This window comes from Exiguobacterium undae DSM 14481 (genome assembly GCF_000620805.1).
GTDB lineage: Bacteria > Bacillota > Bacilli > Exiguobacteriales > Exiguobacteriaceae > Exiguobacterium_A > Exiguobacterium_A undae.
In genome coordinates this window covers 1,284,182-1,309,118 of record NZ_KK211187.1, presented here as the reverse complement: position 1 = coordinate 1,309,118, position 24,937 = coordinate 1,284,182, and the positions used below count along the sequence as shown (strand labels likewise).

Sequence of the window (24,937 nt, the reverse complement as noted above, 5' to 3'; positions counted from 1 at the left end):
AGTCGTGAACCCCTTTGACTAATAATTTAAAAGAATTTCTGGATATCGTTCCATGTGACGACTAACATCAAGAGCATCAAAAGTGCAAATCCAACAAAGTGGACCAACCCTTCTTTTTGCGGATCAACTGGTTTTCCACGCAACGCTTCGAGGAAGAGGAACAACAATCGTCCACCATCAAGAGCCGGCAGCGGCAATAAGTTAAATACCGCCAAGTTGACCGAAAGCAACGCTGTCCATGTCAACAACATCGAAAAACCACTGTCTGCGACTTGATCGGTCATTTTGACGATACCGACCGGACCAGACAATTGATCAACACCGACGACGCCTGTCACAAGATCGCCGACAGCACCGACGATCAGCGTTGACATCCGCCATGTTTCAGAAACACCGGTCTGCAGAGCCGTTCCGAATGATTTTTCGGTCTCATTCGTGACGCCGATGATGCCGACCTTCTGATCCCCTTGTTGTTGAACCTTTGGTGTGATCGCCGTTGTGTTCTCTTGCCCGTCTCGTTCGTAGACGACGGTTGTTTCTTTGCCGGCCTGATCTTGGAATCCGGCACGCAAGTCCGTCCATTTCTCCGTCTGATCACCATTAACGGAAACGATCCGGTCTCCTTCGACAAGACCCGCCTGATCGGCAGGTGAACCTTTTTGAACCGTTCCGATTACGCTGTCGCCGGTTGGTGAACCGTTGTATAAAGCAAGTCCAAACAAGATGACGAAGGCGAGGACAAAGTTCATCGCCGGACCTGCCGCAATCGCTAAGACCCGCTTAAAGACTGACTTCGATCCGAACGTCCGGTCATACGGAGCAATTTGTGTTTCCGTTTGTCCTTCGACCAGGAATGCCGTCTTTGAGACCGGATAACGGGTCGAGACCTCATCTTGTAAAGCGACTACTTCTAACTTATGCAACAAGTCGATGCTTTCAACCGTGACGACTTGATCCGTCTTCGGGTGTGCCGGGTCCAGATACATCTTTTGGATGACTCCGTCTTGAAGCGCCAAACCAATCGTTTGACCGGGTTTGACTTCAACAAATTCAGGTTCTTCTCCGGCCATCTTGACATAACCGCCGATTGGTAGAAGACGAACCGTATACAGTGTCTCGTTTTTAAAAAAAGAAAAGATTTTTGGACCAAACCCGATGGCAAACTCACGGCAAAGAATTCCCGCGCGTTTCGCCATTACGAGATGACCCCATTCATGTACGGCAACTAGTACACCGAACATCAATACGATTGATATAAAGGTCGTCATTGCTATCCCATCCTTAGTTAGCGAGTGAGAGTGACGCGACAAACGCACGTGCCCATCGGTCCGCCGTAAGGATTTGTTCAAGAGACGGATCTTCGACATTTTCGTGTGCTTGAAGGGCCGCCTCGACGCTCGCTTCAATTTCTAAAAAGCTGATTTCCCCTTTTAAAAAGCGGTCCACGGCTTGTTCGTTCGCAGCATTCAGCACGGAAGGCATCGAACCACCGGCACGTCCTGCCTCAAACGCAAGACGGAGCAGTGGATAGCGTTCAAATGAAGCTTCCGCAAAATTCAGGCGTCCGATTTGTTTTAAGTTTAACCGTTCTCCCCCTTGAATTTCAAGGCGGGACGGATATGTAAGGGCATATTGAATCGGTTCACGCATATCCGGCATTCCCAGTTGCGCCATGACCGCTCCGTCATTAAATTCGACCATCGAATGAATGATCGATTCGCGGTGGATGACGACATCAATTTCATCATACGTGACATCAAACAACCAGTGGGCCTCAATCACTTCGAACCCTTTGTTCATCATCGTTGCCGAATCAATCGTAATCTTTGCGCCCATCGACCAGTTCGGATGATCAAGTGCCTGTTCGACGGTTACGTTCGCCAACTCTTCCCGCGTCTGATCCCGGAAACTCCCGCCTGATGCCGTCAAAATAATTTGCCGGACGTCCTGACGGCGTTCCCCGTTCAAACACTGGAAAATGGCCGCATGTTCACTGTCTACCGGGAGAATCATGACGCCTTTTTCACGTGCTTTTTTCATCACGAGGTGTCCTGCCGTCACAAGCGTTTCTTTATTGGCCAACCCGATTGTTTTTCCGGCTTCAATCGCTGCAAGCGTCGGACGCAGTCCCACTGCCCCGACAACTGCCGTGATCACGATATCGGCTGCTTCTGCCGTCGCGACCGCAATTAATCCCGCTTCTCCAACAAGAATTGTCGGCGTATAGTCGAGAACCGCTTCCAACTCGCTCTTGACCGTTTCATCTAACACGGCAACGAGATCCGGACGCAAACGATTCAACCACGGTAACGCAACCTGTACGTTTTTACCAAATGCAAAGCTGACCAATTGAAAACGATCAGGGTTTGCCGAAATGACATCCAATGTTTGTGTTCCGATCGAACCGGTTCCACCAATAATACTGACATGTTTCATCGTTTTTCCCCCTTAGCCGAATATACCGAGTACGATCAGTACGGTAAAGACGATGATCATACTGTCGAATCGATCAAGAATCCCACCATGTCCCGGTAGCAACGCACCAGAATCTTTTACGCCGTAGTGACGTTTGTACGCCGATTGGACCAAATCGCCCAACTGACCGACTACGGCAACAATCATTGCCAACAAGACGACTTGTCCAAAACCGACTGTCGGATGAATCCATTCAAACACAAGTCCGAGCACGATGGCGAGTACGACTCCACCAATTGCCCCTTCTACTGTTTTGTTTGGACTGATCGCAGGCCACAACTTTGTTTTGCCGAGACTTTTCCCGATAAAATAGGCACCTGAATCCGTAAACCAAATCAGCAGAATGATCAGCAACGAAAAGACCAGTCCGTCTTCAAGCAGGCGGATATACGTAAACGATGCAAATCCGACGCCTACATAAACAGAGGTCAACAAGAGAAATGCCACATCATCAAACGTAAAGACATTTTTCGAAAAAACCGTCCAAAATAAAGCAATTAAGACAATCAGCATGCCCCAAGCAAGCGGTGTTAAACCAAGTGAGAGGGTCTGTGCACTCGCCTGTTCATAAATGCCGATGAACGGGAGCAATGTGCCAAGTCCAAATAAGAGGACAGGAATCGTCTTAAACGACAGTTGCCTCATTTTGATTAATTCCGTATAACCGATCACAGTTAAAACTGCCATAAATGCCAGGAATGGGAGGCCGCCTAAATACAGTAATCCTAAAAAGATCGCCCCTGCCCAAATTCCGGTAATGATTCGTGTTTTCATAAGCAATATCCTCGTTTAGTCAGACTCCGCCAAAGCGACGTGTCCGTTGATTGTAGTCTTCGATCGCCGCCAGGAACTGATCGCGCCGAAACTCCGGCCACAAGACGTCTGTAAAGTAAAATTCCGCGTACGCTGCTTGCCACAACAAGAAATTCGACAGCCGTTGCTCACCGCTCGTCCGAATGACTAAGTCGACATCCGTCATCGAACCGGTCATCAATTCTTGTTCGATGACTTCGTTCGTGATCATCTCAGGGAGCAGCACACCGCTCTGCACTTTTTCGGCAATTTTCTGCATGACTTGAACGATCTCATCCCGTCCGCCATAGTTCAAGGCAAAAATCAATCGTAATCCCGTGTTGCCTGCCGTATCTTCTTTGGCTTGCTGGACGGCTTCACGTGTGTAGATCGGTAAACGGGAAACTTCGCCCGCTACTTCGACCTTCACATTCCGTTCCTTCAGATCTTTTAGATCGGACTCTAAAAATTGTGCCGGTAACTTCATCAAGAAACTGACTTCTTCTTCAGGACGTGTCCAATTCTCGGTTGAGAAGGCGTATAACGTCAAACTTTTGACACCTAATTCATTCGCGGTCCGGACGACTTCTCGAACGGATTTCATTCCTTCACGATGACCCATGATGCGGGGAAGGCCTCGTTTTTTAGCCCAACGTCCGTTTCCATCCATAATGATTGCAATATGTTCAGGCACTTGTTGTCCAATCACTTCTTTAGTCTGGTTTAACCATTGAAACATTTACTTCTTCCTCCCCTCGTTTAGTTTAAGAAGAAAGGGACTCTTCGTGTGACAAAGAGTCCCCAACATGACGTCGTATTGCGTCATACTTCCATGATTTCTTGTTCTTTATCTGTTGCCGTTTGATCCAGCAATTTAACGAACTTATCCGTTAACGTCTGAACGTCTTCTGTGTAACCACGAAGATCATCTTCCGTCAACGCTCCGTCTTTTTCTTGTTTCTTCAATTGTTCATTTGTGTCACGACGGATGTTCCGAAGAGCAACTTTTCCTTCTTCCGTGTACTTTTTGACAAGTTTCACGAGTTCTTTCCGACGATCCTCTGTCAGTGGTGGAATCGCAAGACGAATCACCGTTCCGTCCGATGAAGGAGCGAGCCCTAAATCAGCGCGTTGAATCGCTTTTTCGATTTCCGTTACCATGGATTTATCCCACGGCGTGATCAAAATCAAGCGGGCTTCCGGTGTATTGACGTTCGCCACCTGGTTCAGTGGTGTCGGTGAACCGTAATATTCCACTTGGACCGGATCAAGAATCGCTACGTTGGCACGACCCGCACGTAATGTCGCGAGTTCTTTTTTAAGTGACAGATGCGCTTTCTCCATCCGTTCTTCTGCTTGTTTCATGATTGCTTGTGACATATTATTTCCCCCTTACGAGTGTCCCGATTTCATCACCGATGACGACCCGTTTAATGTTTCCTTCTTCCATTAACGAGAAGACGATGAGCGGGATATCATTATCCATACAAAGCGATGTCGCTGTCGAATCCATGACTTGAAGGCCATCTTTTAAAACATCCAGATAAGATAACGTTTCGAACTTCTTCGCTTCTGGATCGAGATTCGGATCAGCAGAATAGACACCGTCGACGTTGTTTTTCGCCATCAAGATGACTTCCGCCTCGATTTCAGCTGCCCGAAGTGCTGCCGTCGTGTCTGTTGAGAAATAAGGATTCCCTGTTCCGGCGGCAAAGATGACAACACGTCCTTTTTCAAGATGACGCATTGCCCGACGACGGATGTACGGTTCAGCAACTTGTCGCATTTCAATCGACGTCTGGACGCGTGTCTCAACACCGACCGACTCCAAACTATCTTGTAAAGCGAGCGAGTTCATGACGGTTGCAAGCATCCCCATATAATCGGCATTGGCCCGGTCCATTCCAAGCTCTGCTCCTGTTTTACCGCGCCAGATGTTTCCTGCACCTACGACAACAGCGACTTCAACGTTCAATTCAACCAATTCTTTAATCTGATTGGAAATTGAATTGACAATTCCAGGATGGATTCCGAACCCTTGATCTCCTGCGAGCGCTTCTCCGCTCAATTTTAACACAATCCGGTTATATTTCGGTTGCATGACTATGTCCCCCTTGCTAAATTCCGTAAAAAAGGAACACGACCCACTTCCACACGAAAGTGGATTGAAGCATACGTGTTCCTTCTTTTGTCATCAGGAAATCCTGATTCTTATTTTTTAAGTTGATTCATAACTTCTTCAGCGAAGTTTTCTTCACGTTTTTCCATACCTTCTCCAACTTCGAAGCGTACGAATGAAACGATTTTTCCGCCTTTTGATTCTACGTATTTACCGACTTTGAAGTCTGGATCTTTAACAAACGTCTGATCGACGAGGCAGATCTCTTCGTAGAATTTGTTCATGCGACCAGCAATCATTTTTTCAACGATGTTGGCAGGTTTGCCTTCGTTTAATGCTTGCTCTGTCAAGACTTTTTCTTCACGTGCTTTTTCTTCTTCTGTGACAGAAGAACGGTCCACGTAAAGTGGGCGTGCTGCAGCGATGTGCATTGAAACGTCTTTTGCGACAGCTTCGTCTGTTGTTCCTTCGATGACGACAACAGAACCGATCCGTCCACCCATGTGGAGGTAAGAACCGAATGCTGCGTTATCTTCTTTAGCGAAGAGAGCCACACGACGGAGTGAAATTTTCTCTCCGATTGTTGATGCTTCTTCAGAAATGTATGTGTCGATTGTTTTTCCTGCTTCGTATTCAGAAGCAAGTGCTGCTTCAGCCGTTTCAGAACCATTGCGGAGTACTGCGTCTGCAATGTTTTGAACGAGTGATTGGAAACGTTCGTTTTTCGCAACGAAGTCTGTTTCTGAGTTGATTTCAACGAGTGCTGCTTTGTTTCCGTCAACTGCGACAGCTGTCAAACCTTCTGCTGCAATACGATCGCCTTTTGCTGCTGCTTTCGCGATTCCTTTTTCACGTAAGAAATCGATTGCTGCGTTCATGTCCCCGTCTGCTTCGACGAGTGCTTTTTTGCAGTCAAGCATCCCTGCACCAGTTTTTTCACGAAGTTCTTTTACCATAGCTGCTGTAATAGCCATTCGATATTCCTCCTTATAACGTCCTTATTTTCAAAAAAAAGGTGATAAAAGGTCAATTCCCTTTATCACCTGGCATCACGAATTACTCAGCGTCTGCTACTACTTCTTCAGTAGTTTCAGGTGCTACGTTATCTTCGCCTTGTTTAACTTCGAGGATTGCGTCAGCCATTTTACCAGTAAGCAATTTGACTGCACGGATCGCATCGTCGTTTGCTGGGATGACGTAGTCGATTTCGTCTGGATCACAGTTTGTATCAACGATCGCAACGATTGGGATGTTGAGTTTGTGTGCTTCTGCAATCGCGATACGCTCTTTGCGTGGGTCAACGATGAAGAGTGCATCTGGAACGCCTGGCATATCTTTGATACCGCCAAGGAATTTCTCAAGACGAGTCATTTCTTTTTTAAGAATGATGACTTCTTTTTTAGGAAGAACTTCGAATGTACCGTTCTCTTCCATTTTTTCGAGTTGTTTTAAACGGTTAATCCGTTTTTTAATTGTTGAGAAGTTCGTGAGTGTTCCACCCAACCAACGTTCGTTGATGAAGTATTGACCCGCACGGATCGCTTCTTCTTTCACAGTGTCTTGAGCTTGTTTTTTCGTACCAACGAAAAGAACGTTTCCGCCTTCAGACGCTACTTCACGGATGAAGTTGTAAGCTTCGTCTACTTTTTTAACCGTTTTTTGTAGGTCAATGATGTAGATTCCGTTACGTTCTGTGAAGATGTATTTTGCCATTTTTGGGTTCCAACGGCGTGTTTGGTGACCGAAGTGTACACCAGCTTCTAACAATTGTTTCATCGAGATTACTGCCATGATGAATTCCTCCTTTTGGGTTTTGGATGTCCTCCGCGATGATCGTTGTTCCAGCTAACCTATTAAAGGCACCGCAGCCGGCGATACATGCGTGCGTAATTAACACCGTAGACTAATATAGCATAAAGATTAGCGCCGGGCAACCTTCGTTTTCTTAGAAAGTTTGGCAATCAAGGCGACCTCTCCCGCCCCCCGGTTCAAGGAACGGGCTAATTGATCCAGATCGGCCCCTTCCTCCAGCTGTTGTTTTACATCAAAGACCGGCTTTTCCGGAACAAGTTCGACTGGTTTTCCCTCTGTAAGAGGTTCTGGCCGTTCGTCTTCGTCCGCCGGTACAATCAATTCGATGTTTTGTCGAGGAGAAGAGACGGATGCTTCCGTACCCGTCAATTCATTGACATGCTCCATGAATTGCAACAAGATTTCTTCCGTTTCTTGTTTTTGACGTTCTAGATTCGTAATCCGGTCCTTCAACATTGCCTGTTGTTTAAATAAAAGCAACAGACCATAACACATGAGTGCAGCAAGTAAAATATAAAAGAGTGTCATCATTAATCCTTTCACATCGCGACACGATCAGAAAGATACGCACTTCCTAACGCCTGTTTCAATTTCCGGAGCGCTTTCGAATGAATCTGCGAAATCCGGGAAGTCGACAGCCCCAACACTTCTCCGATTTCCGTTAGTGTCAACTCTTCAAAATAAAAGAGCGACACGACATACTGTTCTTTTTCTGATAGTTGCTCGACTTCTTCCGCTAATTTCGAAATCAGTTCACGCATCAGTAACGTATCTTCCGGCGTCGCGGCATCGGGATCCAGGTAAGAGACCGACATTGCTTTTCCTTCATCCTGCAACGTCACGGCTTCGTCGATCGATAAGATGTTCGCGAAATAACTTTCTGCAAGCGCCGTCTTCACTTCTTCCGGACTCATCTCGACGATCGAAGACACTTCATCGATTGTCGGTGTCCGTTGGAGGCTCTGCTCTAAAATTTCAACCGCTGCTTCGACGCGTTTTGATTTTTCCCGTAACGACCGGGGCAGCCAATCAATTTTCCGCAGTCCATCGAGAATCGCACCACGAATCCGAAAAGCGGCGTACGTGTCAAATTTATTGTTATGGTTTTGATCGAATTTCTGTAAGGCATCATACAGCCCCATCATCCCGAGACTTTTTAACTCATCACGGTCAACACTTTTCGGAAGTGTCGCACTGAGACGTTGAACGTGGTATTGAACTAGAGGTTCATAATTCAGAAGTAACCGGTCAGCTACCGCTATATCACGCGTCGATAGCCATTGATCCCAAAGTTGTTGTAATTCCTCACGCATGACCATTCCTCCTCTAAATTTCCAGCGTTCCGACGTTCACTGTCCGAATCACGAGTCGGCCAGTAGTGGAGTGGAACTCGATCGTCCGACCGTTCGTTCCCCCGACGTCTTCCGCAACGAGTGGGACGTTTGCTTTTCGTAAAGCCAGTTTGACTGCCGCAATGTTTCGTTCACCGATCCGCATCGATTCATGTTCGTACTTGAATTGAAACATTTGGGCGCCGCCGGCAATCTTCGCCCGTAAGCGGATGGCACCGCTGTGTCTAAGACGACGCGCTAATTCCACGACCGCCGTATCGGCAAACTTACCGATTTCAAGTGCAACGTTCCGACTGATCGCGGAGTCTGGCAGCATGACGTGCGCCATACTGGAAAGTCCACGTTCTTGATCGTAAATGATGACACCGACACAAGAGCCTAAGCCAGCTGTTCGAAGAATGATCGGTTTTTGGCTGACGGCATATTCTGCTATTCCGATCCGAACGACTTCATCCATCGATGTCCACACCCAATCGTTCGAATACTGATGTGAACGCACCCTCTTCAGGTAATAACAGTAAATGACCATTCAAGTCATTCCCTGAACTGGATAAACGTGTATCGATGTATACTGCCATGTTACCAAATTTTGTCGACTCAAGTAAGGCTACTTCCAAAATTGCTCCGACCATATCAAAAGCAGATGCCGGGACCGTCACATGGACCGATAGATTCAGCCAGTCGGAAATCGAGCGGGCATAGGCGCCGATCAAAATGTTGCCGATTTCTTCCCATGCGGAAACCCCGAGCGCATGCTGATCCGAGAAAAATCGAAACGGCTGTTGAAGCAACTGGGCAACCAATTTTTCTGCATCTTCGAGCGGCATTAAAAATAATAAACAGGCTTTTATATCCCCCGAAAAGCGAAGGAGTGCACCGGCGGTATACGCCTCGGCTCCCCCCACCCGTTCGATGATCGTTGAAAAGCTTTCCAAATCTGCTGAAGGGACTTCGATTTCGACCGGTTGTCCAAGCAATGTCGATAAGGCCGTTGCCGCGTGCGCAGCTCCAATATTGCCGATTTCCCGAAAGACGTCTTGTTCCATCCGATTAAGCATGGACGATCTCTTCAAACAAACGATTTGGTTCAAGCAACGAAAACAATTGATTTTCCCCTTTAGCGATGGCGGTCAAGTAGTTGGATTCATCTTGCTTCTGATCCGTCAACGGTTCAATCCGAACATCGGTTGCTTCGACGACTTCGTTGGCTCGATCAACAATAAAGCCGGCATCCCCATGTTCCAGTGTCGCAATGATGATCCGCGTCTCTTCTGTTTCGTCGATCGTTTCAAAACCTAACCGTGTCCGTAAGTCAATGACCGGTGTCACGACACCGCGCAGATTGATGACACCTTTGACATACGATGCCGCATTCGGGATACGTGTAATCGGGATGACCCGTTCAATCGAACGAACAGATTGGACATCAATTCCGTACGCATTTTCTTCTAGTTGAAAGACAACCCATTTTTGTTCCATTCTTCATTCCCTCACTTTCGTAACAATGCATTACTGTCGATGATCAATGCCACTTGTCCGTCGCCAAGAATCGTCGCACCGGAAATCGCACGAATTCCTTCAAGATAACTTCCGAGCGGTTTCATGACAATCTCCTGTTGACCAATCAATTCAGATACGATCAGACCGGCTAATTTTTCGCCGCTTCTTACGACGACAACGGAGTAGGCTTCTGCATCCGTTTGCGGCAATCCGTACACTTGATTCAATGAAATCAACGGAACGAGTTGGCCCCGGAAATCAAAGACTTTCTCCCGGTGCGCTTGTAAAATCGCCTCTTGTTTGAGCGAGGTCGTCTCAATGATGGCCGTCAACGGGATGGCATATGTCTCTTGTCCCAATTTGACTAACATTGCGGAAATGATGGATAACGTCAGCGGCAGACTGATTCTAAAAATGGTGCCTGCTCCACGTTTCGTTTCGACGAACACTTCACCGCCAAGCGATTCGATTTTCGATTTGACGACATCCAACCCGACACCGCGTCCTGACAGATCGGTCACTGTTTCTGCCGTCGAGAACCCAGGTGCAAACAATAACATTGATGCTTCTTCTGGCGTTAACAACGCTGCTTCTTCATCCGTCACCAACCCTTTTTCAAGCGCGATTTGTGTGACACGCTCGTGGTTGATTCCCGCTCCATCATCTTCAATCTCGATAAATACACGGTTCCCGGAGTGATACGCCCGCAACGACAGATTTCCTTCCACCGGTTTTCCGGCTAAAATCCGGTCGGCTTTACTCTCGATTCCGTGATCGACTGCATTACGAATCAAATGAACGAGGGGATCGCCAATCTCGTCAATGACCGTCCGATCAAGTTCGGTTTCCGCTCCTGTAATGTGGAGTTTGATGTTTTTCCCGACATCTTTTGAAACGGACCGCACCATCCGCGGGAAACGGTTGAATACTTGTTCGATCGGCATCATCCGCAACGTCAGGACAAGCGATTGTAGTTCGTTTGTTCCCCGTTTAATCCGTTCGACGGTCTCCGTCAAATCAGACGAACCGGCTTCCGCCGCAATCCGCTCCAAACGTCCGCGGTCGATGATGAATTCTTCAAATAAGTTCATCAATCGGTCGATCCGCTCTAAATTGACTCGAATCGTCTTCGCTGCAACCGGTGCCTGAACTTCCGTCGCTTCCGTCACTTCAACTGTCTTGACGGTCGCCGCCTCATTTGTCGTTGGGACAAGCAAGGTTTCCGTTGCCGCGACCGCTTCAATCGGCGCTTCAAACGGTTGGATCGTCACATGGGCTACTTCCGAGACGGACTTGATGCCTTCTTGAATTTCTTGTTCCGATTTCATCGTCACGAACAGGACATCAAAACTGGTTTCAAACTGTTCTTGTTCGAGTTCGTCAGATGTCGGGTTCGACAAAATGACATCCCCGAGACTCTGCAGACGGTCAAAGACCATGTACACACGTGCTGCCTTCAAAATCACATCCGCTGACAACTCAACGGTTATTACATAGGCATGATAACCGGACGCCATTGATTGACGGACAACCGACTCGGAATAGACATCACACTCAAAATTTTTCAAAACCGGGATGAGTGTCTCAGCTACAGTCACTTCTGTTTCTGAATCCGTTTGAATGAATTTTTTGAGACGGACGACGGTCGCCGCCACATCCAATTTTCCTGTTCCGCCTTGACTGATATCTTCTACCATCGTCTCGAGCTGTTCCGCCGCGACGAACAAGACATCAATCAATTCCGGCGTCGCCGGTTGCGTTTTCGAGCGCACTAAATCCAGAGCACTTTCCATTTCATGCGTCAAATCCGCAATCGCATCATACCCCATCGTTCCCGCCATCCCTTTTAGTGTGTGGGCAGAGCGGAAAATCTGATCGATGACGGCTTCGTCATCGAGACGTTGCTCAAAAATCAACAGACTCGAGTTGATTGCTTGTAAATGTTCGACTGACTCATCGAGAAACAAGCCTAAATATTCATTTAAATCCATGGATCATATCCTCCTTCGTGATTAGCGCACCCGATTATGTCGTTTTTTCAAACGGTTCAATAACCGATCTAAAAATTTTTGTTCCTGTACTTGAATGCCTGTCAGTGCCGTCGTAATGTGATCGAGCCGCCAGCTGACGTCACTCGTCCGGTCAAACAGATAAAACGGACGCTGGGCTTTGACTGCTTTCATGACGGTCGGATCATCTGGTAAAAATCCAATGAACCGTAAGGATTTGTCTAAGAAATTTTGACTCACTTGATGGAGACGATCAAACGTCTCGAGTGCTTCTTGTCCGTTCGTCGCCCGATTGACGACGACGGCAACCGGAAGTTCATTAGCGTGATGATGCGCAAGTTTGACGAACGCATATCCGTCCATGATCGACGTCGGTTCCGGCGTAACGACCAACCATGCTTCATCCGCACTGCTGATAAAATCAAACGTTTGATGTGTTGCGCCCGCTCCTAAGTCAAGTAACACGAAGTCATAGTCGTAAAAAAACCGAAACTCGCTCATCATGAACTCAACATCATGGTCGGTCAGATCCATCAATTCCGTGAAGCCGCTTCCCCCATGAATGAAATGTAATTCCGGTGTCGCCTCGACGACGGCTTGGGTCAAGGATGTCCGCTCTTTGACGCAGTCCATCAAGGAAGTTTTAGAAGACTTTCCGAGTAAAACCCCGACGTTCGCCATCCCGATATCTAAATCAATGATCAATACTTTTTTTGCTTGTAATGATAACGCAACCCCGAGATTCACTGCGACGTTCGTTTTGCCTACGCCGCCTTTGCCACTGACAATGGCGATTGTTTTCGTTTGTCGCACCGAAACTTTAGACCGCAAAGCGCGGGCCTGATCTTCTCGCATCATCTTAACCCTCTTTCTACAATCATTCGGGAAATTTCTGCACTTGTCGGCCAGATGATGTCTTCAGGCACTTCTTGACCTGTCGTCAGACAAAACACAGGAATCCGCGTTTGCATCGCCAAACCGTAAATCGACCATAATTCCGTCGTTTCATCGGCCTTGGTAAAAATAAATCCAGCAAGCGGTACTTGGTCAAACCGTTGTTGAATTTGTTCCAAGTCACGATATTTTGACGTTAAACTGAGGACAAGGAACACATCCGTATCCGAAAAATCATGCCGCTTTTTCAACTGTTCGACGTAACCTGCATCAAGGAAATTGCGTCCTGCTGTATCAATCAAGATGACATCACAATCGGCCAAGTCAGCTTTCGCCTGTTCAAATTCCTGTAAGTCATAGGCGACACGCAACGGAATATCGATGATATCCGCATAGGTGCGCAACTGTTCGATGGCTGAAATCCGGTATGTATCTGTCGTAATTAATCCTACCGTTTGTTGTTTCGTCAAACGATAGTAGGCAGCCAGTTTGGCAAGGGTCGTCGTTTTGCCGACCCCCGTCGGACCTGTCACCATGATGAAGCGTGCGGTCGCCTGCGTGACGCGAATGTCTTGTTCAACCGTATCAAGCAACACGCGTTCCACTTGCGTCACATCATTCGTCTTGTAATACGTCGACACCATCATATCGTAGAGTTCTTCTGCTCGTTGTTGAAGAGCCGGCTCCGCTAACAGGGCTTCATACGCCCGGAGAGCATCCGGCATCCGGCGTGAGGCGAACGACACGATTTTTGGAATGACCGGTTGCGTCCCGCGGTCGTTTCGAACAGGCAGTTTGACTGGTGGTACAATAGGTACCTGTTTTTTAGACACCGGGACCTGAACCGGATGTTCTTCGATCGAAGCAACCAATTCAACTTTTTTTTGAGCGAACAGACCCAACCATCCGCCTACTTTAATCTGTCGGGTATTTAAGATAATCGCATCTTCGCCCATATCTTTTTTGACCAGTTCCATCGCTTCACTGACGGAATTCGCAATAACTCGTTTGACCATCATCTGTTAAATCACCCCAATACTCTTGACTTCGATCGTCGGAATTAACTCGTTGTAAGACAGGACAGGAACATCAGGGAAATAACGTTCTGTCAATTGACGAACGAACATCCGGATACTTGGAGACGCTAAGATGATCGGTTGAGCGCCGTAACGCTCGAATTCCGTCGTCAGTTCGTTGAACGATTCGATGAAGCGGGTCGCTCGATCCGGATCAAGTGCTAAATAATTACCGAACTCGGTTTTTTGAATCGCCGATTGAATGTCCAGTTCCATCTCACTTGATACAGTGACGACATGAAGAATCTCACCTTGCAACACTTGTTCCGTGATCTGTCGTGCCAACGCTTGGCGGACATATTCTGCTAGCAGGTCACTGTCTTTTGTCACAGTGGCATAATCGGCTAACGTTTCAAAAATCAACGGCAGATTTCGGATCGAAATTTTTTCTTTTAACAACTGAACGAAGACTTTCTGTAACTCCCCAATCGATAACAACTGTGGCGTCACTTCGTCGACTAAGATTGGATGAGACTCCTTCAGATGATCAACCAGCTGCTTCGTCTCTTCTCGTCCCAATAAATCAGCGGCATGTTTCTTTAACAACTCCGTTAAATGTGTCGCTACGACGGATGGTGGATCAACGACCGTATAACCGGACATCTCGGCCCGACTTCTTGTCCGTTCATCAATCCAGAGAGCCGGCATGCCAAATGCCGGTTCAACCGTTTCGATCCCTTGGATCTCCGGATCATCGACGCCGGGGCTCATCGCTAAGTAATGGTCGAGCAACAATTCACCTGTCGCCATCTCGCTACCTCGAATCTTAATCCGGTAATGATTTGGAGGCAGTTGCAGATGATCACGAATCCGAACCGTCGGCAACACAAACCCAAGTTCAAGCGCCAATTGCCGGCGGATCATGACGACCCGGTCCAGCAAGTCACCGCCCTGTGCTTCATCCGCGAGCGGAATCAACCCATATCCAAATTCGAATTCGATCGTATCGACATTCAAAAGGGAGATGACTGATTCGCTTGACCGCAGATTTTCCGCAGGTGCTTCTTCGACGGCGACCTCTTCTTTGGTTGTTTTCGACGTCCGGGTCAATTGCCAGGCGAAGAAACCGGCTGCAGCTGCAACAGGAATCGTCACGTAATCCGGAATGGCCGTGAATAACCCTAACAAGAAGATTGCGCCGGCACCGATCATGACAAGCAATGGTGTCCGCGAAAGCTGTCCGACGATGTCTTCTCCTAAATTTCCGTCCGAAGTTGAACGGGTGACGATGATACCCGTCGCGACAGAAATCAACAGTGCCGGAATTTGACTGACAAGTCCGTCTCCGACCGTCAATAGTGTGTACAATTCGATTGACTCCGTCATCGGGAGTCCTTGTTGCACTACCCCGATGATCATTCCGAAAATCAAGTTGATGATGACGATGATGATTCCGGCGATTGCGTCTCCTTTGACGAACTTCGAAGCTCCATCCATCGCTCCGTAAAAATCAGCTTCCGATTGAATTTTTTGCCGCCGTGTCCGTGCTTGCAACTCGTCGATCATCCCGGAGTTCAAATCAGCGTCAATCGCCATCTGTTTTCCGGGCATCGCATCTAACGTAAAACGTGCCGAAACTTCCGAAACACGCTCCGATCCCTTTGTGATGACCAGAAACTGAATCAAGACAAGAATCAAGAAGACGACGAATCCGACAAGGGCGTTTCCTCCGACCACGAAACTACCAAACGCTTCAATGACTTCCCCGCCGTTCCCGTTCGAGAGAATCGCACGGGTCGTCGACACGTTCAGTGCCAACCGGAATAAGGTCACAATCAAAAGTAAGGTCGGGAAAACCGAGAACTCCAATGCTTCCTTGGCGTTCATCGCGACAAGTAAGACCATCAATGCGATTAAAATATTAATGATGATTAAGAAATCGAGTAAAAATCCTGGCAGTGGAATGACGAGCATGAAGACAATCATAATGACGCCTAGCAGGACGGTTAAATCTCGTGTTGAAATGGTCATGATGCTTCATCCTTTCATTTCGCTTGTTTCATTTGATAGACAAAGGCAAGTGTTTCAGCGAGTGCCTGATAAAATGATTCATCCACTGCCATTCCTATTTCTGATTTTGCGAATAATGCTCGTGCGAGCGGTCTATTTTCAATAATGGGAATCTCAGCGGCTGTCGCCTTCTCCCGAATCCGGAATGCGACAGCATCCACTCCCTTGGCAACGACGATCGGTGCTGCATGTTTGCCGTCATCATATTGAATCGCCACCGCATAATGGGTCGGATTCGTAATGACAACATCGGCATTCGGTATTTCTTGCATCATCCGCCGCATTGCCATTTCACGTTGTTGCTGTTTGATTTTTCCTTTAATCTGCGGATCACCTTCTGTATTTTTATGCTCGTCTTTTAAATCTTGTTTACTCATCCGGATCGATTTTTCAAAATCGAACTTTTGATAGGCAAAATCAAGAATCGCCAGTGCAATCAATGCAATACTGACCGATATACCGAGTAAAAAGGTTAAGTGACCCACAATTGCCAAGGCGTCTCCAATCGGTTCTGATGTCAATCGTGAAATTTCGACCTTGTTGTTCCATAAGACGGTTCCGCTGGTCACACCAATGACAAGGAGTTTAAAAACTGATTTTAAAAATTCAATGAATGCTTTCATACTGACGATCCGTTTTACACCTTGCAGCGGATTGATCCGATCCAATTTCGGTTGAATTGATTCCGCACTGAGCAGGGCACCGATTTGCACGAAATTTCCTAAAATTCCGATTACGACGGCGGTCAAGAAGAATGGTGCGACAAGAATCGCCATCTGAACCAACATCTCAATCATGATTTCCTGGATCCGCCCCTCTTCGACTGCGACCAATACCGTTTGGGCACTTAATCCATCTTCCAGCACCATGACGAATCGTTTCCCTAAAAACGGACCAAAGAAAAACAGCACTAAAAACATTGCAAATAACATCAGACTGCTCGTCAAATCGGCTGATTTTGCTACCTGACCTTTTTTACGAGAGTCATCCCGTTTTCGCGGGGAAGCTTTTTCTGTCTTTTCGCCTGCAAAATACTGAAGGTCGAGAGTTAATTTATACGTCTTCATCTCAACCTCCCAGTAATTGAATCGCGTCCGACAATAATTCTTGTAACAGCGGGATGAATCGAGAAATCCCGGTAATCATCGCGCCGGCCAGTAAAAACAAAATGGCGTAACCCATCAGTAGTTTAACGGAGAAACCAATCGCAAAGATGTTAAACTGGGGAGCTGTTTTGGCTAAAAATCCGAGTGCCAAATCGACCAGAAACAAGGAGACGACTAACGGCATGGCCATTTGTAAAGCCGTCAACATCGCAAGACCGATGATGCGGACGACTAAACTCATCCCCGCTTCGCCGGAAACCTGGATTGCACTGCCAGGCGGAAAAATTTGAAAGCTCGTATAAACACCGTCCAGTAAAATCAAATGCATATCGGACGCAAGCAGCACGAGGAGTGTCATCATGTAATAAAATCGACCGATAATCGGTGATTGTCCTCCAAACATCGGATCATACGCCGAGGCCATCGCAAGACCCATCTGTAAATCAATGATGGATCCGGCAATTTGTGGTGCATAGAGCAAGAAACTGGCGAGTAAACCGAGCGCCAGTCCGATGATGACTTCTGTGCCCATCCGGAAAAAGAAATCGATGTCATCCACTTGGACATTCGTCTTGACCGCATAACTCGCAAAATAAGCGAGTCCGGCGGCAATCGCCAATTTATGCTGAGCCGGTAACTGTTTGGATGAAAACAATGGGGCTGCGACAAGAAAACCGACGAGTCGACCAAAAACGAGTAAAAACACACTCACAAAGGACAATAACGTCATTTTCGTGAAACCTCGGCAATCTGTTTGAAAATTTCAATCGTAAACGTTTTTAACTCTTCCATGATCCACGGCCCAAAAAAGACAAGCGCCAAGAAGACGGCAACGATTTTTGGGACAAACGATAACGTCTGTTCTTGAATTTGAGTCGTCGCTTGTAGAATACTGACGAGAAGACCCACGACGAGTGAGACGAGCAAGAGCGGTGCCGACACCTTAAGCAACGTCCAAACCGCTGAACTTGCCAACTGAATAATCATTTCCTGCGTCATGTCGTCCCCCCTATCGCATGCTGACCAGCAGAGACTCGACAATCAAATGCCAACCATCTACTAAAATGAACAGTAATAATTTAAATGGTAAGGCAATCATGACAGGCGGCAGCATCATCATCCCCATTGACATCAAGACACTCGAAACGACCATGTCGATGACTAAAAACGGAATGAAGATCATAAAGCCGATTTGGAAAGCCGTCTTCAATTCACTGATCGCATAGGCTGGTACCAACGCGACGAGCGGAATATCTTCGACCTTTTCCGGTTTCTCATAATTGCCGTATTTCAAAAATAATTCCAAATCATTGGTTCGTGTGTACTGCGACATAAAACGTTTCATCGTCCCGCCGGCCTCTTCAAAGGCTTCGTCCTGACTGATTTTGTCATCCATATACGGTTGTAGTGCCGTCGTGTTCAGTTCCGTCAAAACGGGTGCCATGACGAACAACGTGATAAACAATGCCAGTCCAACCAGCAGTTGGTTGGGAGGTGTCTGTTGCGTCCCGAGTGCCGAACGGACAAAGGACAAGACAACGATGACTCGGGTGAAACAGGTCATTAAAATCAACAAAGAGGGAGCAAGCGATAACAATGTAAGTAAGACTAACAGTTTGATGGACGTCGCTGTATCCGACGGTGTATCGAGCGAAATCAGATTTTCAATCGTCGTCATGACTGTCCTCGATTCTTCTGGAACTGCTCCAGCTGTTGCTTAAACGATTCCAGAAAGGGAGAGGCAGACGACGACGGGTGTTGACTGTCCGGAAGATCCGCAGACGATGTCCACTCCTCATCGTCTTCAATCGTATCAAGCAATTCAACATTCTGACCGACACCGACCACATAGATCTTCCCGTGAACCTTGACAAGCTGAACGGATCGATCTTTACCGAGCGGCACACCTCCGAGATGCGAAAGACGGCTCGAATGACGGACTCCTTTTGTCCGTTCATTGATGAAACGGACGGCAAGTAAAAACCCGCCAATTAAGACTACGAGGGCCACGACGACTTTTACGACCGTGACCACCGTCGATGACCCGTCGACCTGTTGTGTTGTAGGTTCGTTATTCTTAGATGGATTCAAATTCTCTTCTACTGTTTCCGCACCCGCATGGTTCGTCAGCAATAACAGGAGAAGACAGGTCAAACAGGCCAATCTTCTCATGACGAAACAGTTTTCGAAACGGCTTCGAGTACCCGATCCGCTTGGAACGGTTTGACGATGAAATCTTTTGCCCCTGCTTGAATCGCGTCAATAACCATCGATTGTTGTCCCATCGCAGAACACATAATGACTTTCGCAGCCGGGTTAAAGGCTTTAATTTCTTTCAAAGCAGAAATTCCGTCCATTTCAGGCATTGTGATATCCAGTGTAACGAGATCCGGAGATAACTCTTTGTATTTCGAAACAGCCTCACGACCGTTTTCCGCTTCCCCCACGACGTCGTATCCATTTTTCGATAAAATTTCCTTAATCATCATTCGCATGAAAGCTGCGTCATCTACGATCAAAACTTTTGCACTCATCCTATTTCCTCCTTAGAACATCCGCAGACGTTCTTTTGTATTAACGATCTCTGTAATCCGTACACCGAAGTTTTCTTCGATGACGACGACTTCACCTGTTGCAATCAATGTATTGTTTACGAATACATCAACCGGTTCACCTGCTAATTTATCGAGTTCAATGATTGAACCTTGCGTCAGTTCCAAAATATCCCGGACTGAGCGGCGTGTCCGTCCAAGCTCAACGGTGACATTCAACGGGACATCGTACAGCATCCCGATATTTCCCGGAGGACCTTCTTGTTGCACATCGGAAAACTGACCGAATTGAACGGGACTGACACCGACCGGCTCTTTTTTCGGTTCCGGTGGCGCTTCATACCGTGGTTCCGGTGCCGCTTGGGACGCAGCCGGCTGTTCTTGGACCGGCTCAGGTCTACTGATTGGAGCCGCTGGAGCCGGCTCGGTTGTTGTCGTACTGGCACTGAATAATTTCTGAATCAATTGTTTGGAAAATTCAAGAGGTGCCAACTGTACGATTTTGGAATCAATCAGTGTCCCGATTTTTAAATCAAACTCAATGATGACCATACTCTCCCATAACGAGAAGCTGTCAACGATACTTTTTTCTTGCGAGAAGTCAAAGATCTCAACCGCAGGTGGCGAAATATCGATCCGCATCGAGAAGACGGTCGACATCGAAGTCGCTGCCGCACCCATCATTTGGTTCATCGCTTCCTGAACGGCGGATAACGCAATCGGCTCCATCTCCAAACTTTCGTCGACGACACCGTCTCCCCCCATCATCAAATTCGCAATGACGGAAGCATCCCGTTGCGTTAAAATCAAGACATTTTCGCCTTTAAAACCTTCCGTATAGCCGACACGAAGGGCGACGTGTGGAATCGGATACCGACTCCGCAACTCTTCCATCGTAATCATCCGGACATGCGGTGTTGTGATTTCAACTTTTTGATTCAATAAGGCGGACAAAGCGGTCGCCGAATTGCCAAGCGAGATATTCCCGACTTCGCCGAGTGCATCAATTTCCATGTCATCCAGTTGATTTAATTCATCTGACGAACTTGTGTCAGTTGGTTCGTCAGCTGATGGGGTCCCGCGTAATAACGCATCGATTTCATCTTGCGAAAGCATATCGCTCATGTTATTCCTCCTCAATTCGTTGTAAGACTTGTAAAGCGAGATGCTTCCCATTCAGACCAGGTCGCGCTTTGAACATTTTCCGATCATCGACGAACAATTCAACCGGATCGGATGTACGTGTCTGCAGGGACAGGCAGTCGCCTACCTCGAGGTGTAACAATTCTCCAAACGAAAGTTCCGTCTGGCCGAGCACTGCTTTCAAATCGACGATTGATCCCATCAACTGTGTTTGCATATGTTCCGACTCTTGGTTATCGGCTGACTTTCGTTTTTCTTGTTGCATCCAAAAGTGGCTGGACAGTTTCGGGATGATCGGTTCGAGTGTCACGAACGGCAGACAGACGTTCAGCGTCCCGCTGACCTCACCGACCGTTACATAGATCGAGACAAGAATGACCGTCTCATTCGGCGAAACGAGTTGGAGAAACTGCGGATTGATTTCTAAATCGTCATATTCCGCTTCGATCTCCGCGATCGATTCCCATGCTGCACCGTACTGGACAAAGGCCCGCTTAAACAGTTGTGTTAAAATCCGTGTCTCGATTTCGGTCAAATTCTCGATTTTGTTCATCCCTTCACCCGGACCGCCAAGCAGACGGTCAAGCATCGCATAGGCGATGTTCGGGTTGACTTCAAAGATGACCCGTCCATCCAATGGATGGAGGTTGACGAGATTGATCAACGTCATGTTCGGAATCGAATGGATGAATTCGTCATACGGCAGTTGTTCCACTGTGTTGACTGTAAACTGGACGTACGTCCGAAGTTGTGCTGAGAAATGTGTCGTCAGAACCCGAGCGAATTGCTCGTGGATTCGTGTCAGGTTACGCATTTGATCTTTTGAGAATCGTAACGCCCGTTTAAAGTCATATACTTTTACCCGTCGTTCCTCTTCTTGACTGCGTATTTCCTCGACTTCCATATCTCCGCTTGAAATGGCTGATAGCAGGGCGTCAATTTCATGTTGTGATAATACTTCGCTCATGCGCCCACCTCACTGGATGATTTTTTTCGTCGTGTAGACACGTTGAACATCGCCTTCTTGCAGAAGCTTTTTAAATTGCCCCCGTAATTTTTCTTCCAGCTTCGCCATGTCTTGTTTTGAATCCAAATCTTGCTTTTTCATCGAAGCCAAGTCCCCTAATATGATGTTGTTGATTTGGAATTTTCGTAACTCTAATTCTTCCCGCGTCGCCGCATCATCCGTGACAATCGTGAACTGAACATTTAAAAACCGCTCGTCTGCGATGTTCGTCGTCAAGTCATCGGTTTGAAAACTTCGTTCCTCAAGTTCGGCACCGGTCGGTTGTTCTACTTTTGCTTCCGTCGCATCACTCGTTAACAAATATTTCGAAAGCATATACCCGGCACCGACCATCATGATTGCGACGATGATCATGATGAGTGGTAATTTTAATTTACTCTTCTTCTTTTCTTCTGCCATCTTCGAGCCTCCTAGCACTGTTCAAGCCCGTTAAACCGACTTGTCGGTAAAAGTCGATTGTCGCTGCTTTTACCTCTTCTAACGATTCCTTTACGACATAAGTCTGTCCCCCGACCAGTTGGATCGTTGTATCGGGTGTTGACCGAACCGCTTCAATCAAGATTGCATTTAAGACAAGCGGCGCTTCACGTAATGTCGTCAGCGTAATCATCGTTTGAGATTGACGAGTTCTTCTAAAATTTGATCAGACGTCGTGATGATTCGCGTATTCGCTTGGAATCCACGTTGGGCAATGATCATTTCCGTGAATTCTTCCGATAAATCGACGTTCGACATTTCGAGCGTTCCGGATGTCAATTGTCCCAGACCATTTGTGCTTGGTGTCGCCGATGTCGGTAAACCAGAGTTTTGTGAAATCGCGTATAAGTTCGACCCTGACTTCTCAAGACCACCCGGGTTCGGGAAGTTTGCTAACGAGATATAGCCTGCTTGCTGAAGCGTGCCTGCCGGGTCAACATAAGTGACGAGACCATCTTTTGCAATTGCCAGATTTTGCGCATTAGCCGGAATTTGGATTGTTTTGTAGTCACCACCTAACGGAATTGTTGGTGTTCCTAAAGGACCAGCGTTGTTCGATCCAATGACGTAGTTCCCGTCTCCGGTTACTAAATTCCCGTCAAGATCAGTATAGAAGTTACCAGACCGTGCATAACGAACACCGTCAGCCGTTTGAATCTGGAAAAAACCTTCGCCCGAAATGGCGATATCCAGTGTACGACCTGTATTTTGTAACGCCCCTTGATTCGAGACACTGTCAACCGTCGACATCGATGCCCCGAGTCCGACCTGTTTCGGGTTTGCCCCACCGACTCCACCACCGTTACCTGATGCAGAACCGACGGATTGACTGACAAGATCCTTAAACGTGACACGGCCTTTTTTATACCCAAACGTATTGACGTTGGCGATGTTATTCCCGACCACGTCTAACTTCGTTTGGAAGTTCTTTAACCCACTGATTCCTGAATACATTGAACGTAACATTATTTTTCCTCCTTTGTTTTGATCTCAGTCAGGTCGTAGACACTGACGCTTTTTCCGTTCGATAACTCGGCGATGATGTCGACTCCGTCGCGTTTGACACTTAAAACGCTCGCTGTTTCTTTAACGGTCGACGTCGTATCTGCTCCAGAGGCATCTTTTGTGACGGTCTCACTTTCGTAACTGACGGATTTTCCGATCAGGTTACTGTACGTCATCAAGGCACCCGCATGTTGATTGAGCATCATTGTTTCAATCCCTTTGCCGATCGATTGCATCTGTTCGAGTGAAGAAAACTGCGCCATTTGGGAGATGAACTCTTTATCTTCCATCGGGGCGGTCGGATCCTGATTCGATAACTGGGCAATCAGGATTTTCATGAACATGTCTTTGTCCATCGAATTACTGGATGGTACTTTTGTTTTCTCCGGTAACTGGTAAGACGATGCCTCATTTTTGATGGAATCAGTCATCTTCATCCTCCTCTGGTTCTTCCTCGTAAGGTACAGGTTCTTCTTGTTGCCGTTCTCGGCGTTCCTGCGGTAATCCTTGTTCAAACTCCTTTACGGTCGAAGCAAGCAGTCCCGTTTCGACTTTGACGAGTGGTGCTTGTGCTTGCAAGGACGTATGCAGTTTTCCAAGCTGTTGATCCATCAGTTGCTTGGCTTGTTCTGTTGCTGCAAATAGCTTGACCGTCAACATTCCTTCTTTACGATCCAGCTGAACGACGACTTCACCCAACTGCTCGGGATACAGACGAATCGACATCCGGGTCGAGCCATCAGCGCCTTTTAAGAAGGGGGCTTGTTTGAGAGCCGCTTCGATTCGGTTGGCCAATTGTTCATCGACACTCGAGTTCGGGATCAGATTACGTGTGAGTGTCGGCGCCGCTAACGTCATCCGGTCGATTTTTAATCCGGTTAACGCGACGGGTTGTTCTTTTCCTTCCGGATCAGCCACTACTTTCATTGGTTCAAGTCCTTTTTTTCCCTCAATCCAAGTCTTGACTGTATTGCCCATTAACTCTGCCGAAACGGGACGATTCAGAATCGGTGAATCGGCTGACTTCTGTCCGGCTTTAGCGATTCCTGTCGGATTCACCGCCGGGAGTGTGTTGAAAGGAACCACTGCTTTTGGATCCACATTCGCTCGGATTACCGGATTTCCAGTCACCTCTTTAGGGGAGGTGTTCTCTTTGATTGCACCAACAATCGACGAGATGGCGGCTACAATCGCTTGCTGGACCGGAGGTGATACCTGTTGCAACAGATCCAGTGCTTGCTCGCCTTGCCCCTCTTGCATCGTTTTAATGAACTGAATCAATTCCATCGCCTTTTTCGGATCTTGTTTCAATTCTTCAAGGACAGGTTGGTCCAATAATTGCAAGACCTGTTCGGGCTGCTTCGCCAACTGAAGCACAAGTTGTTCCACTTCTGCTTCATTCGATTCTACTGGCGTTGTGTTTTGTTCCTGTGACACGTTTTCCGATCCCGCTGTCGCCGTCTGCGCAAAATACTGCAGTAACGATGCAAAGTTTCCGACGCCCGTCGCCGGAATGTCCTTTCCGTTCAACTTCGTAATCGGTTTCGCTGTCTGTACCTGTTGCAGTTCCATCAAATTCATCGTTTCG

At 47.4% G+C, this 24,937-nt stretch carries 30 protein-coding genes; all 30 read right to left on the bottom strand.

Annotated features, from left to right (window positions below; translation table 11 throughout):
- Nucleotides 1-26: 26 nt before the first annotated feature.
- Entirely contained in the window at nucleotides 27-1,268 is a 1,242-nt protein-coding gene (rseP, locus tag P397_RS0107280; protein WP_026832661.1) for an RIP metalloprotease RseP, read from the bottom strand.
- Between the two features lie 13 nt (nucleotides 1,269-1,281).
- Entirely contained in the window at nucleotides 1,282-2,436 is a 1,155-nt protein-coding gene (locus tag P397_RS0107275) for a 1-deoxy-D-xylulose-5-phosphate reductoisomerase (protein WP_026832660.1), read from the bottom strand.
- Nucleotides 2,437-2,448: 12 nt separating this feature from the next.
- Complete coding sequence (locus tag P397_RS0107270; protein WP_028106033.1) at nucleotides 2,449-3,249, bottom strand: phosphatidate cytidylyltransferase; 801 nt, start codon at nucleotides 3,247-3,249, stop codon at nucleotides 2,449-2,451.
- A gap of 19 nt (nucleotides 3,250-3,268) precedes the next feature.
- The gene (locus P397_RS0107265) at nucleotides 3,269-4,006 is read right to left on the bottom strand and encodes an isoprenyl transferase (RefSeq protein WP_026832658.1); all 738 of its coding nucleotides are present in this window, start codon (nucleotides 4,004-4,006) and stop codon (nucleotides 3,269-3,271) included.
- Nucleotides 4,007-4,089: 83 nt separating this feature from the next.
- Nucleotides 4,090-4,647, bottom strand: a complete 558-nt coding sequence (gene frr / locus P397_RS0107260) for a ribosome recycling factor (protein ID WP_014970659.1) — start codon at nucleotides 4,645-4,647, stop codon at nucleotides 4,090-4,092.
- Nucleotide 4,648: 1 nt separating this feature from the next.
- Entirely contained in the window at nucleotides 4,649-5,368 is a 720-nt protein-coding gene (gene pyrH / locus P397_RS0107255; RefSeq protein WP_026832657.1) for a UMP kinase, read from the bottom strand.
- A gap of 110 nt (nucleotides 5,369-5,478) precedes the next feature.
- Nucleotides 5,479-6,360 (bottom strand): translation elongation factor Ts, encoded by an 882-nt coding sequence (tsf, locus tag P397_RS0107250; RefSeq protein ID WP_026832656.1) that lies wholly within the window; start codon nucleotides 6,358-6,360, stop codon nucleotides 5,479-5,481.
- An 82-nt stretch (nucleotides 6,361-6,442) separates the two neighbouring features.
- On the bottom strand, nucleotides 6,443-7,177 hold the full coding sequence (gene rpsB / locus P397_RS0107245) for a 30S ribosomal protein S2 (protein WP_012370721.1): 735 nt from the start codon (nucleotides 7,175-7,177) through the stop codon (nucleotides 6,443-6,445).
- Between the two features lie 129 nt (nucleotides 7,178-7,306).
- On the bottom strand, nucleotides 7,307-7,726 hold the full coding sequence (locus P397_RS0107240; RefSeq protein WP_152539588.1) for a hypothetical protein: 420 nt from the start codon (nucleotides 7,724-7,726) through the stop codon (nucleotides 7,307-7,309).
- Between the two features lie 11 nt (nucleotides 7,727-7,737).
- Nucleotides 7,738-8,511, bottom strand: coding sequence for a FliA/WhiG family RNA polymerase sigma factor (locus P397_RS0107235; protein WP_026832654.1), 774 nt, complete (start codon nucleotides 8,509-8,511; stop codon nucleotides 7,738-7,740).
- Between the two features lie 13 nt (nucleotides 8,512-8,524).
- Nucleotides 8,525-9,007 carry a chemotaxis protein CheD gene (locus P397_RS0107230; protein ID WP_026832653.1) on the bottom strand — a complete coding sequence of 161 codons (483 nt, stop codon included), beginning with the start codon at nucleotides 9,005-9,007 and terminating at the stop codon, nucleotides 8,525-8,527.
- Complete coding sequence (locus P397_RS0107225; protein WP_026832652.1) at nucleotides 9,000-9,608, bottom strand: chemotaxis protein CheC; 609 nt, start codon at nucleotides 9,606-9,608, stop codon at nucleotides 9,000-9,002. Before P397_RS0107225 ends, P397_RS0107230 begins: the two co-directional genes overlap by 8 nt.
- Nucleotides 9,601-10,029, bottom strand: a complete 429-nt coding sequence (locus tag P397_RS0107220) for a chemotaxis protein CheW (RefSeq protein ID WP_028106031.1) — start codon at nucleotides 10,027-10,029, stop codon at nucleotides 9,601-9,603. The genes P397_RS0107225 and P397_RS0107220 overlap by 8 nt, the downstream gene beginning before the upstream one ends.
- 11 nt (nucleotides 10,030-10,040) lie before the next feature.
- Entirely contained in the window at nucleotides 10,041-12,041 is a 2,001-nt protein-coding gene (locus P397_RS0107215) for a chemotaxis protein CheA (protein WP_028106030.1), read from the bottom strand.
- Between the two features lie 21 nt (nucleotides 12,042-12,062).
- Entirely contained in the window at nucleotides 12,063-12,914 is an 852-nt protein-coding gene (locus tag P397_RS0107210) for a MinD/ParA family protein (protein WP_235183953.1), read from the bottom strand.
- Nucleotides 12,914-13,972: a flagellar biosynthesis protein FlhF gene (locus P397_RS0107205; RefSeq protein WP_028106029.1), complete on the bottom strand. Its 1,059-nt coding sequence runs from the start codon at nucleotides 13,970-13,972 to the stop codon at nucleotides 12,914-12,916. The genes P397_RS0107210 and P397_RS0107205 overlap by 1 nt, the downstream gene beginning before the upstream one ends.
- Before the next feature lie 3 nt (nucleotides 13,973-13,975).
- Nucleotides 13,976-16,000 (bottom strand): flagellar biosynthesis protein FlhA, encoded by a 2,025-nt coding sequence (flhA, locus tag P397_RS0107200; RefSeq protein WP_026832647.1) that lies wholly within the window; start codon nucleotides 15,998-16,000, stop codon nucleotides 13,976-13,978.
- 14 nt (nucleotides 16,001-16,014) lie between these two features.
- Nucleotides 16,015-17,106, bottom strand: a complete 1,092-nt coding sequence (gene flhB, locus P397_RS0107195; RefSeq protein ID WP_026832646.1) for a flagellar biosynthesis protein FlhB — start codon at nucleotides 17,104-17,106, stop codon at nucleotides 16,015-16,017.
- A gap of 1 nt (nucleotide 17,107) precedes the next feature.
- The gene (gene fliR / locus P397_RS0107190; protein ID WP_028106028.1) at nucleotides 17,108-17,875 is read right to left on the bottom strand and encodes a flagellar biosynthetic protein FliR; all 768 of its coding nucleotides are present in this window, start codon (nucleotides 17,873-17,875) and stop codon (nucleotides 17,108-17,110) included.
- A complete protein-coding gene (gene fliQ / locus P397_RS0107185; protein WP_012370733.1) occupies nucleotides 17,872-18,144 on the bottom strand; it encodes a flagellar biosynthesis protein FliQ in 273 nt (90 codons plus the stop codon). Before fliQ ends, fliR begins: the two co-directional genes overlap by 4 nt.
- Nucleotides 18,145-18,154: 10 nt before the next feature.
- Complete coding sequence (fliP, locus tag P397_RS0107180) at nucleotides 18,155-18,823, bottom strand: flagellar type III secretion system pore protein FliP (RefSeq protein ID WP_028106027.1); 669 nt, start codon at nucleotides 18,821-18,823, stop codon at nucleotides 18,155-18,157.
- Nucleotides 18,820-19,299 (bottom strand): flagellar biosynthetic protein FliO, encoded by a 480-nt coding sequence (locus P397_RS0107175; RefSeq protein ID WP_235183952.1) that lies wholly within the window; start codon nucleotides 19,297-19,299, stop codon nucleotides 18,820-18,822. The genes fliP and P397_RS0107175 overlap by 4 nt, the downstream gene beginning before the upstream one ends.
- Nucleotides 19,300-19,313: 14 nt before the next feature.
- Nucleotides 19,314-19,679 (bottom strand): response regulator, encoded by a 366-nt coding sequence (locus P397_RS0107170; protein ID WP_026832642.1) that lies wholly within the window; start codon nucleotides 19,677-19,679, stop codon nucleotides 19,314-19,316.
- Between the two features lie 12 nt (nucleotides 19,680-19,691).
- Nucleotides 19,692-20,822: a flagellar motor switch phosphatase FliY gene (gene fliY / locus P397_RS0107165; protein ID WP_028106025.1), complete on the bottom strand. Its 1,131-nt coding sequence runs from the start codon at nucleotides 20,820-20,822 to the stop codon at nucleotides 19,692-19,694.
- Nucleotide 20,823: 1 nt separating this feature from the next.
- A complete protein-coding gene (fliM, locus tag P397_RS0107160; protein ID WP_012370738.1) occupies nucleotides 20,824-21,807 on the bottom strand; it encodes a flagellar motor switch protein FliM in 984 nt (327 codons plus the stop codon).
- Between the two features lie 9 nt (nucleotides 21,808-21,816).
- Nucleotides 21,817-22,266, bottom strand: coding sequence for a flagellar basal body-associated FliL family protein (locus tag P397_RS0107155; protein WP_028106024.1), 450 nt, complete (start codon nucleotides 22,264-22,266; stop codon nucleotides 21,817-21,819).
- Complete coding sequence (locus tag P397_RS0107150; RefSeq protein WP_026832639.1) at nucleotides 22,241-22,477, bottom strand: flagellar FlbD family protein; 237 nt, start codon at nucleotides 22,475-22,477, stop codon at nucleotides 22,241-22,243. Before P397_RS0107150 ends, P397_RS0107155 begins: the two co-directional genes overlap by 26 nt.
- Complete coding sequence (gene flgG, locus P397_RS0107145; protein WP_028106023.1) at nucleotides 22,474-23,310, bottom strand: flagellar basal body rod protein FlgG; 837 nt, start codon at nucleotides 23,308-23,310, stop codon at nucleotides 22,474-22,476. The genes P397_RS0107150 and flgG overlap by 4 nt, the downstream gene beginning before the upstream one ends.
- A complete protein-coding gene (locus P397_RS0107140; RefSeq protein ID WP_028106022.1) occupies nucleotides 23,310-23,780 on the bottom strand; it encodes a flagellar hook capping FlgD N-terminal domain-containing protein in 471 nt (156 codons plus the stop codon). The genes flgG and P397_RS0107140 overlap by 1 nt, the downstream gene beginning before the upstream one ends.
- Nucleotides 23,773-24,930, bottom strand: a complete 1,158-nt coding sequence (locus P397_RS0107135; protein ID WP_028106021.1) for a flagellar hook-length control protein FliK — start codon at nucleotides 24,928-24,930, stop codon at nucleotides 23,773-23,775. Before P397_RS0107135 ends, P397_RS0107140 begins: the two co-directional genes overlap by 8 nt.
- Nucleotides 24,931-24,937: the final 7 nt, after the last annotated feature.

Bases quoted from the DNA above. Each gene is read 5' to 3' on its own strand.
- rseP (WP_026832661.1), bottom strand. From the start codon at position 1,268: ATGACGACCTTTATATCAATCGTATTGATGTTCGGTGTACTAGTTGCC.
- P397_RS0107275 (WP_026832660.1), bottom strand. From the start codon at position 2,436: ATGAAACATGTCAGTATTATTGGTGGAACCGGTTCGATCGGAACACAA.
- P397_RS0107270 (WP_028106033.1), bottom strand. From the start codon at position 3,249: ATGAAAACACGAATCATTACCGGAATTTGGGCAGGGGCGATCTTTTTA.
- P397_RS0107265 (WP_026832658.1), bottom strand. From the start codon at position 4,006: ATGTTTCAATGGTTAAACCAGACTAAAGAAGTGATTGGACAACAAGTG.
- frr (WP_014970659.1), bottom strand. From the start codon at position 4,647: ATGTCACAAGCAATCATGAAACAAGCAGAAGAACGGATGGAGAAAGCG.
- pyrH (WP_026832657.1), bottom strand. From the start codon at position 5,368: ATGCAACCGAAATATAACCGGATTGTGTTAAAATTGAGCGGAGAAGCG.
- tsf (WP_026832656.1), bottom strand. From the start codon at position 6,360: ATGGCTATTACAGCAGCTATGGTAAAAGAACTTCGTGAAAAAACTGGT.
- rpsB (WP_012370721.1), bottom strand. From the start codon at position 7,177: ATGGCAGTAATCTCGATGAAACAATTGTTAGAAGCTGGTGTACACTTC.
- P397_RS0107240 (WP_152539588.1), bottom strand. From the start codon at position 7,726: ATGACACTCTTTTATATTTTACTTGCTGCACTCATGTGTTATGGTCTG.
- P397_RS0107235 (WP_026832654.1), bottom strand. From the start codon at position 8,511: ATGCGTGAGGAATTACAACAACTTTGGGATCAATGGCTATCGACGCGT.
- P397_RS0107230 (WP_026832653.1), bottom strand. From the start codon at position 9,007: ATGGATGAAGTCGTTCGGATCGGAATAGCAGAATATGCCGTCAGCCAA.
- P397_RS0107225 (WP_026832652.1), bottom strand. From the start codon at position 9,608: ATGCTTAATCGGATGGAACAAGACGTCTTTCGGGAAATCGGCAATATT.
- P397_RS0107220 (WP_028106031.1), bottom strand. From the start codon at position 10,029: ATGGAACAAAAATGGGTTGTCTTTCAACTAGAAGAAAATGCGTACGGA.
- P397_RS0107215 (WP_028106030.1), bottom strand. From the start codon at position 12,041: ATGGATTTAAATGAATATTTAGGCTTGTTTCTCGATGAGTCAGTCGAA.
- P397_RS0107210 (WP_235183953.1), bottom strand. From the start codon at position 12,914: ATGCGAGAAGATCAGGCCCGCGCTTTGCGGTCTAAAGTTTCGGTGCGA.
- P397_RS0107205 (WP_028106029.1), bottom strand. From the start codon at position 13,972: ATGATGGTCAAACGAGTTATTGCGAATTCCGTCAGTGAAGCGATGGAA.
- flhA (WP_026832647.1), bottom strand. From the start codon at position 16,000: ATGACCATTTCAACACGAGATTTAACCGTCCTGCTAGGCGTCATTATG.
- flhB (WP_026832646.1), bottom strand. From the start codon at position 17,106: ATGAAGACGTATAAATTAACTCTCGACCTTCAGTATTTTGCAGGCGAA.
- fliR (WP_028106028.1), bottom strand. From the start codon at position 17,875: ATGACGTTATTGTCCTTTGTGAGTGTGTTTTTACTCGTTTTTGGTCGA.
- fliQ (WP_012370733.1), bottom strand. From the start codon at position 18,144: ATGACGCAGGAAATGATTATTCAGTTGGCAAGTTCAGCGGTTTGGACG.
- fliP (WP_028106027.1), bottom strand. From the start codon at position 18,823: ATGACGACGATTGAAAATCTGATTTCGCTCGATACACCGTCGGATACA.
- P397_RS0107170 (WP_026832642.1), bottom strand. From the start codon at position 19,679: ATGAGTGCAAAAGTTTTGATCGTAGATGACGCAGCTTTCATGCGAATG.
- fliY (WP_028106025.1), bottom strand. From the start codon at position 20,822: ATGAGCGATATGCTTTCGCAAGATGAAATCGATGCGTTATTACGCGGG.
- fliM (WP_012370738.1), bottom strand. From the start codon at position 21,807: ATGAGCGAAGTATTATCACAACATGAAATTGACGCCCTGCTATCAGCC.
- P397_RS0107155 (WP_028106024.1), bottom strand. From the start codon at position 22,266: ATGGCAGAAGAAAAGAAGAAGAGTAAATTAAAATTACCACTCATCATG.
- P397_RS0107150 (WP_026832639.1), bottom strand. From the start codon at position 22,477: ATGATTACGCTGACGACATTACGTGAAGCGCCGCTTGTCTTAAATGCA.
- flgG (WP_028106023.1), bottom strand. From the start codon at position 23,310: ATGTTACGTTCAATGTATTCAGGAATCAGTGGGTTAAAGAACTTCCAA.
- P397_RS0107140 (WP_028106022.1), bottom strand. From the start codon at position 23,780: ATGACTGATTCCATCAAAAATGAGGCATCGTCTTACCAGTTACCGGAG.
- P397_RS0107135 (WP_028106021.1), bottom strand. From the start codon at position 24,930: ATGAATTTGATGGAACTGCAACAGGTACAGACAGCGAAACCGATTACG.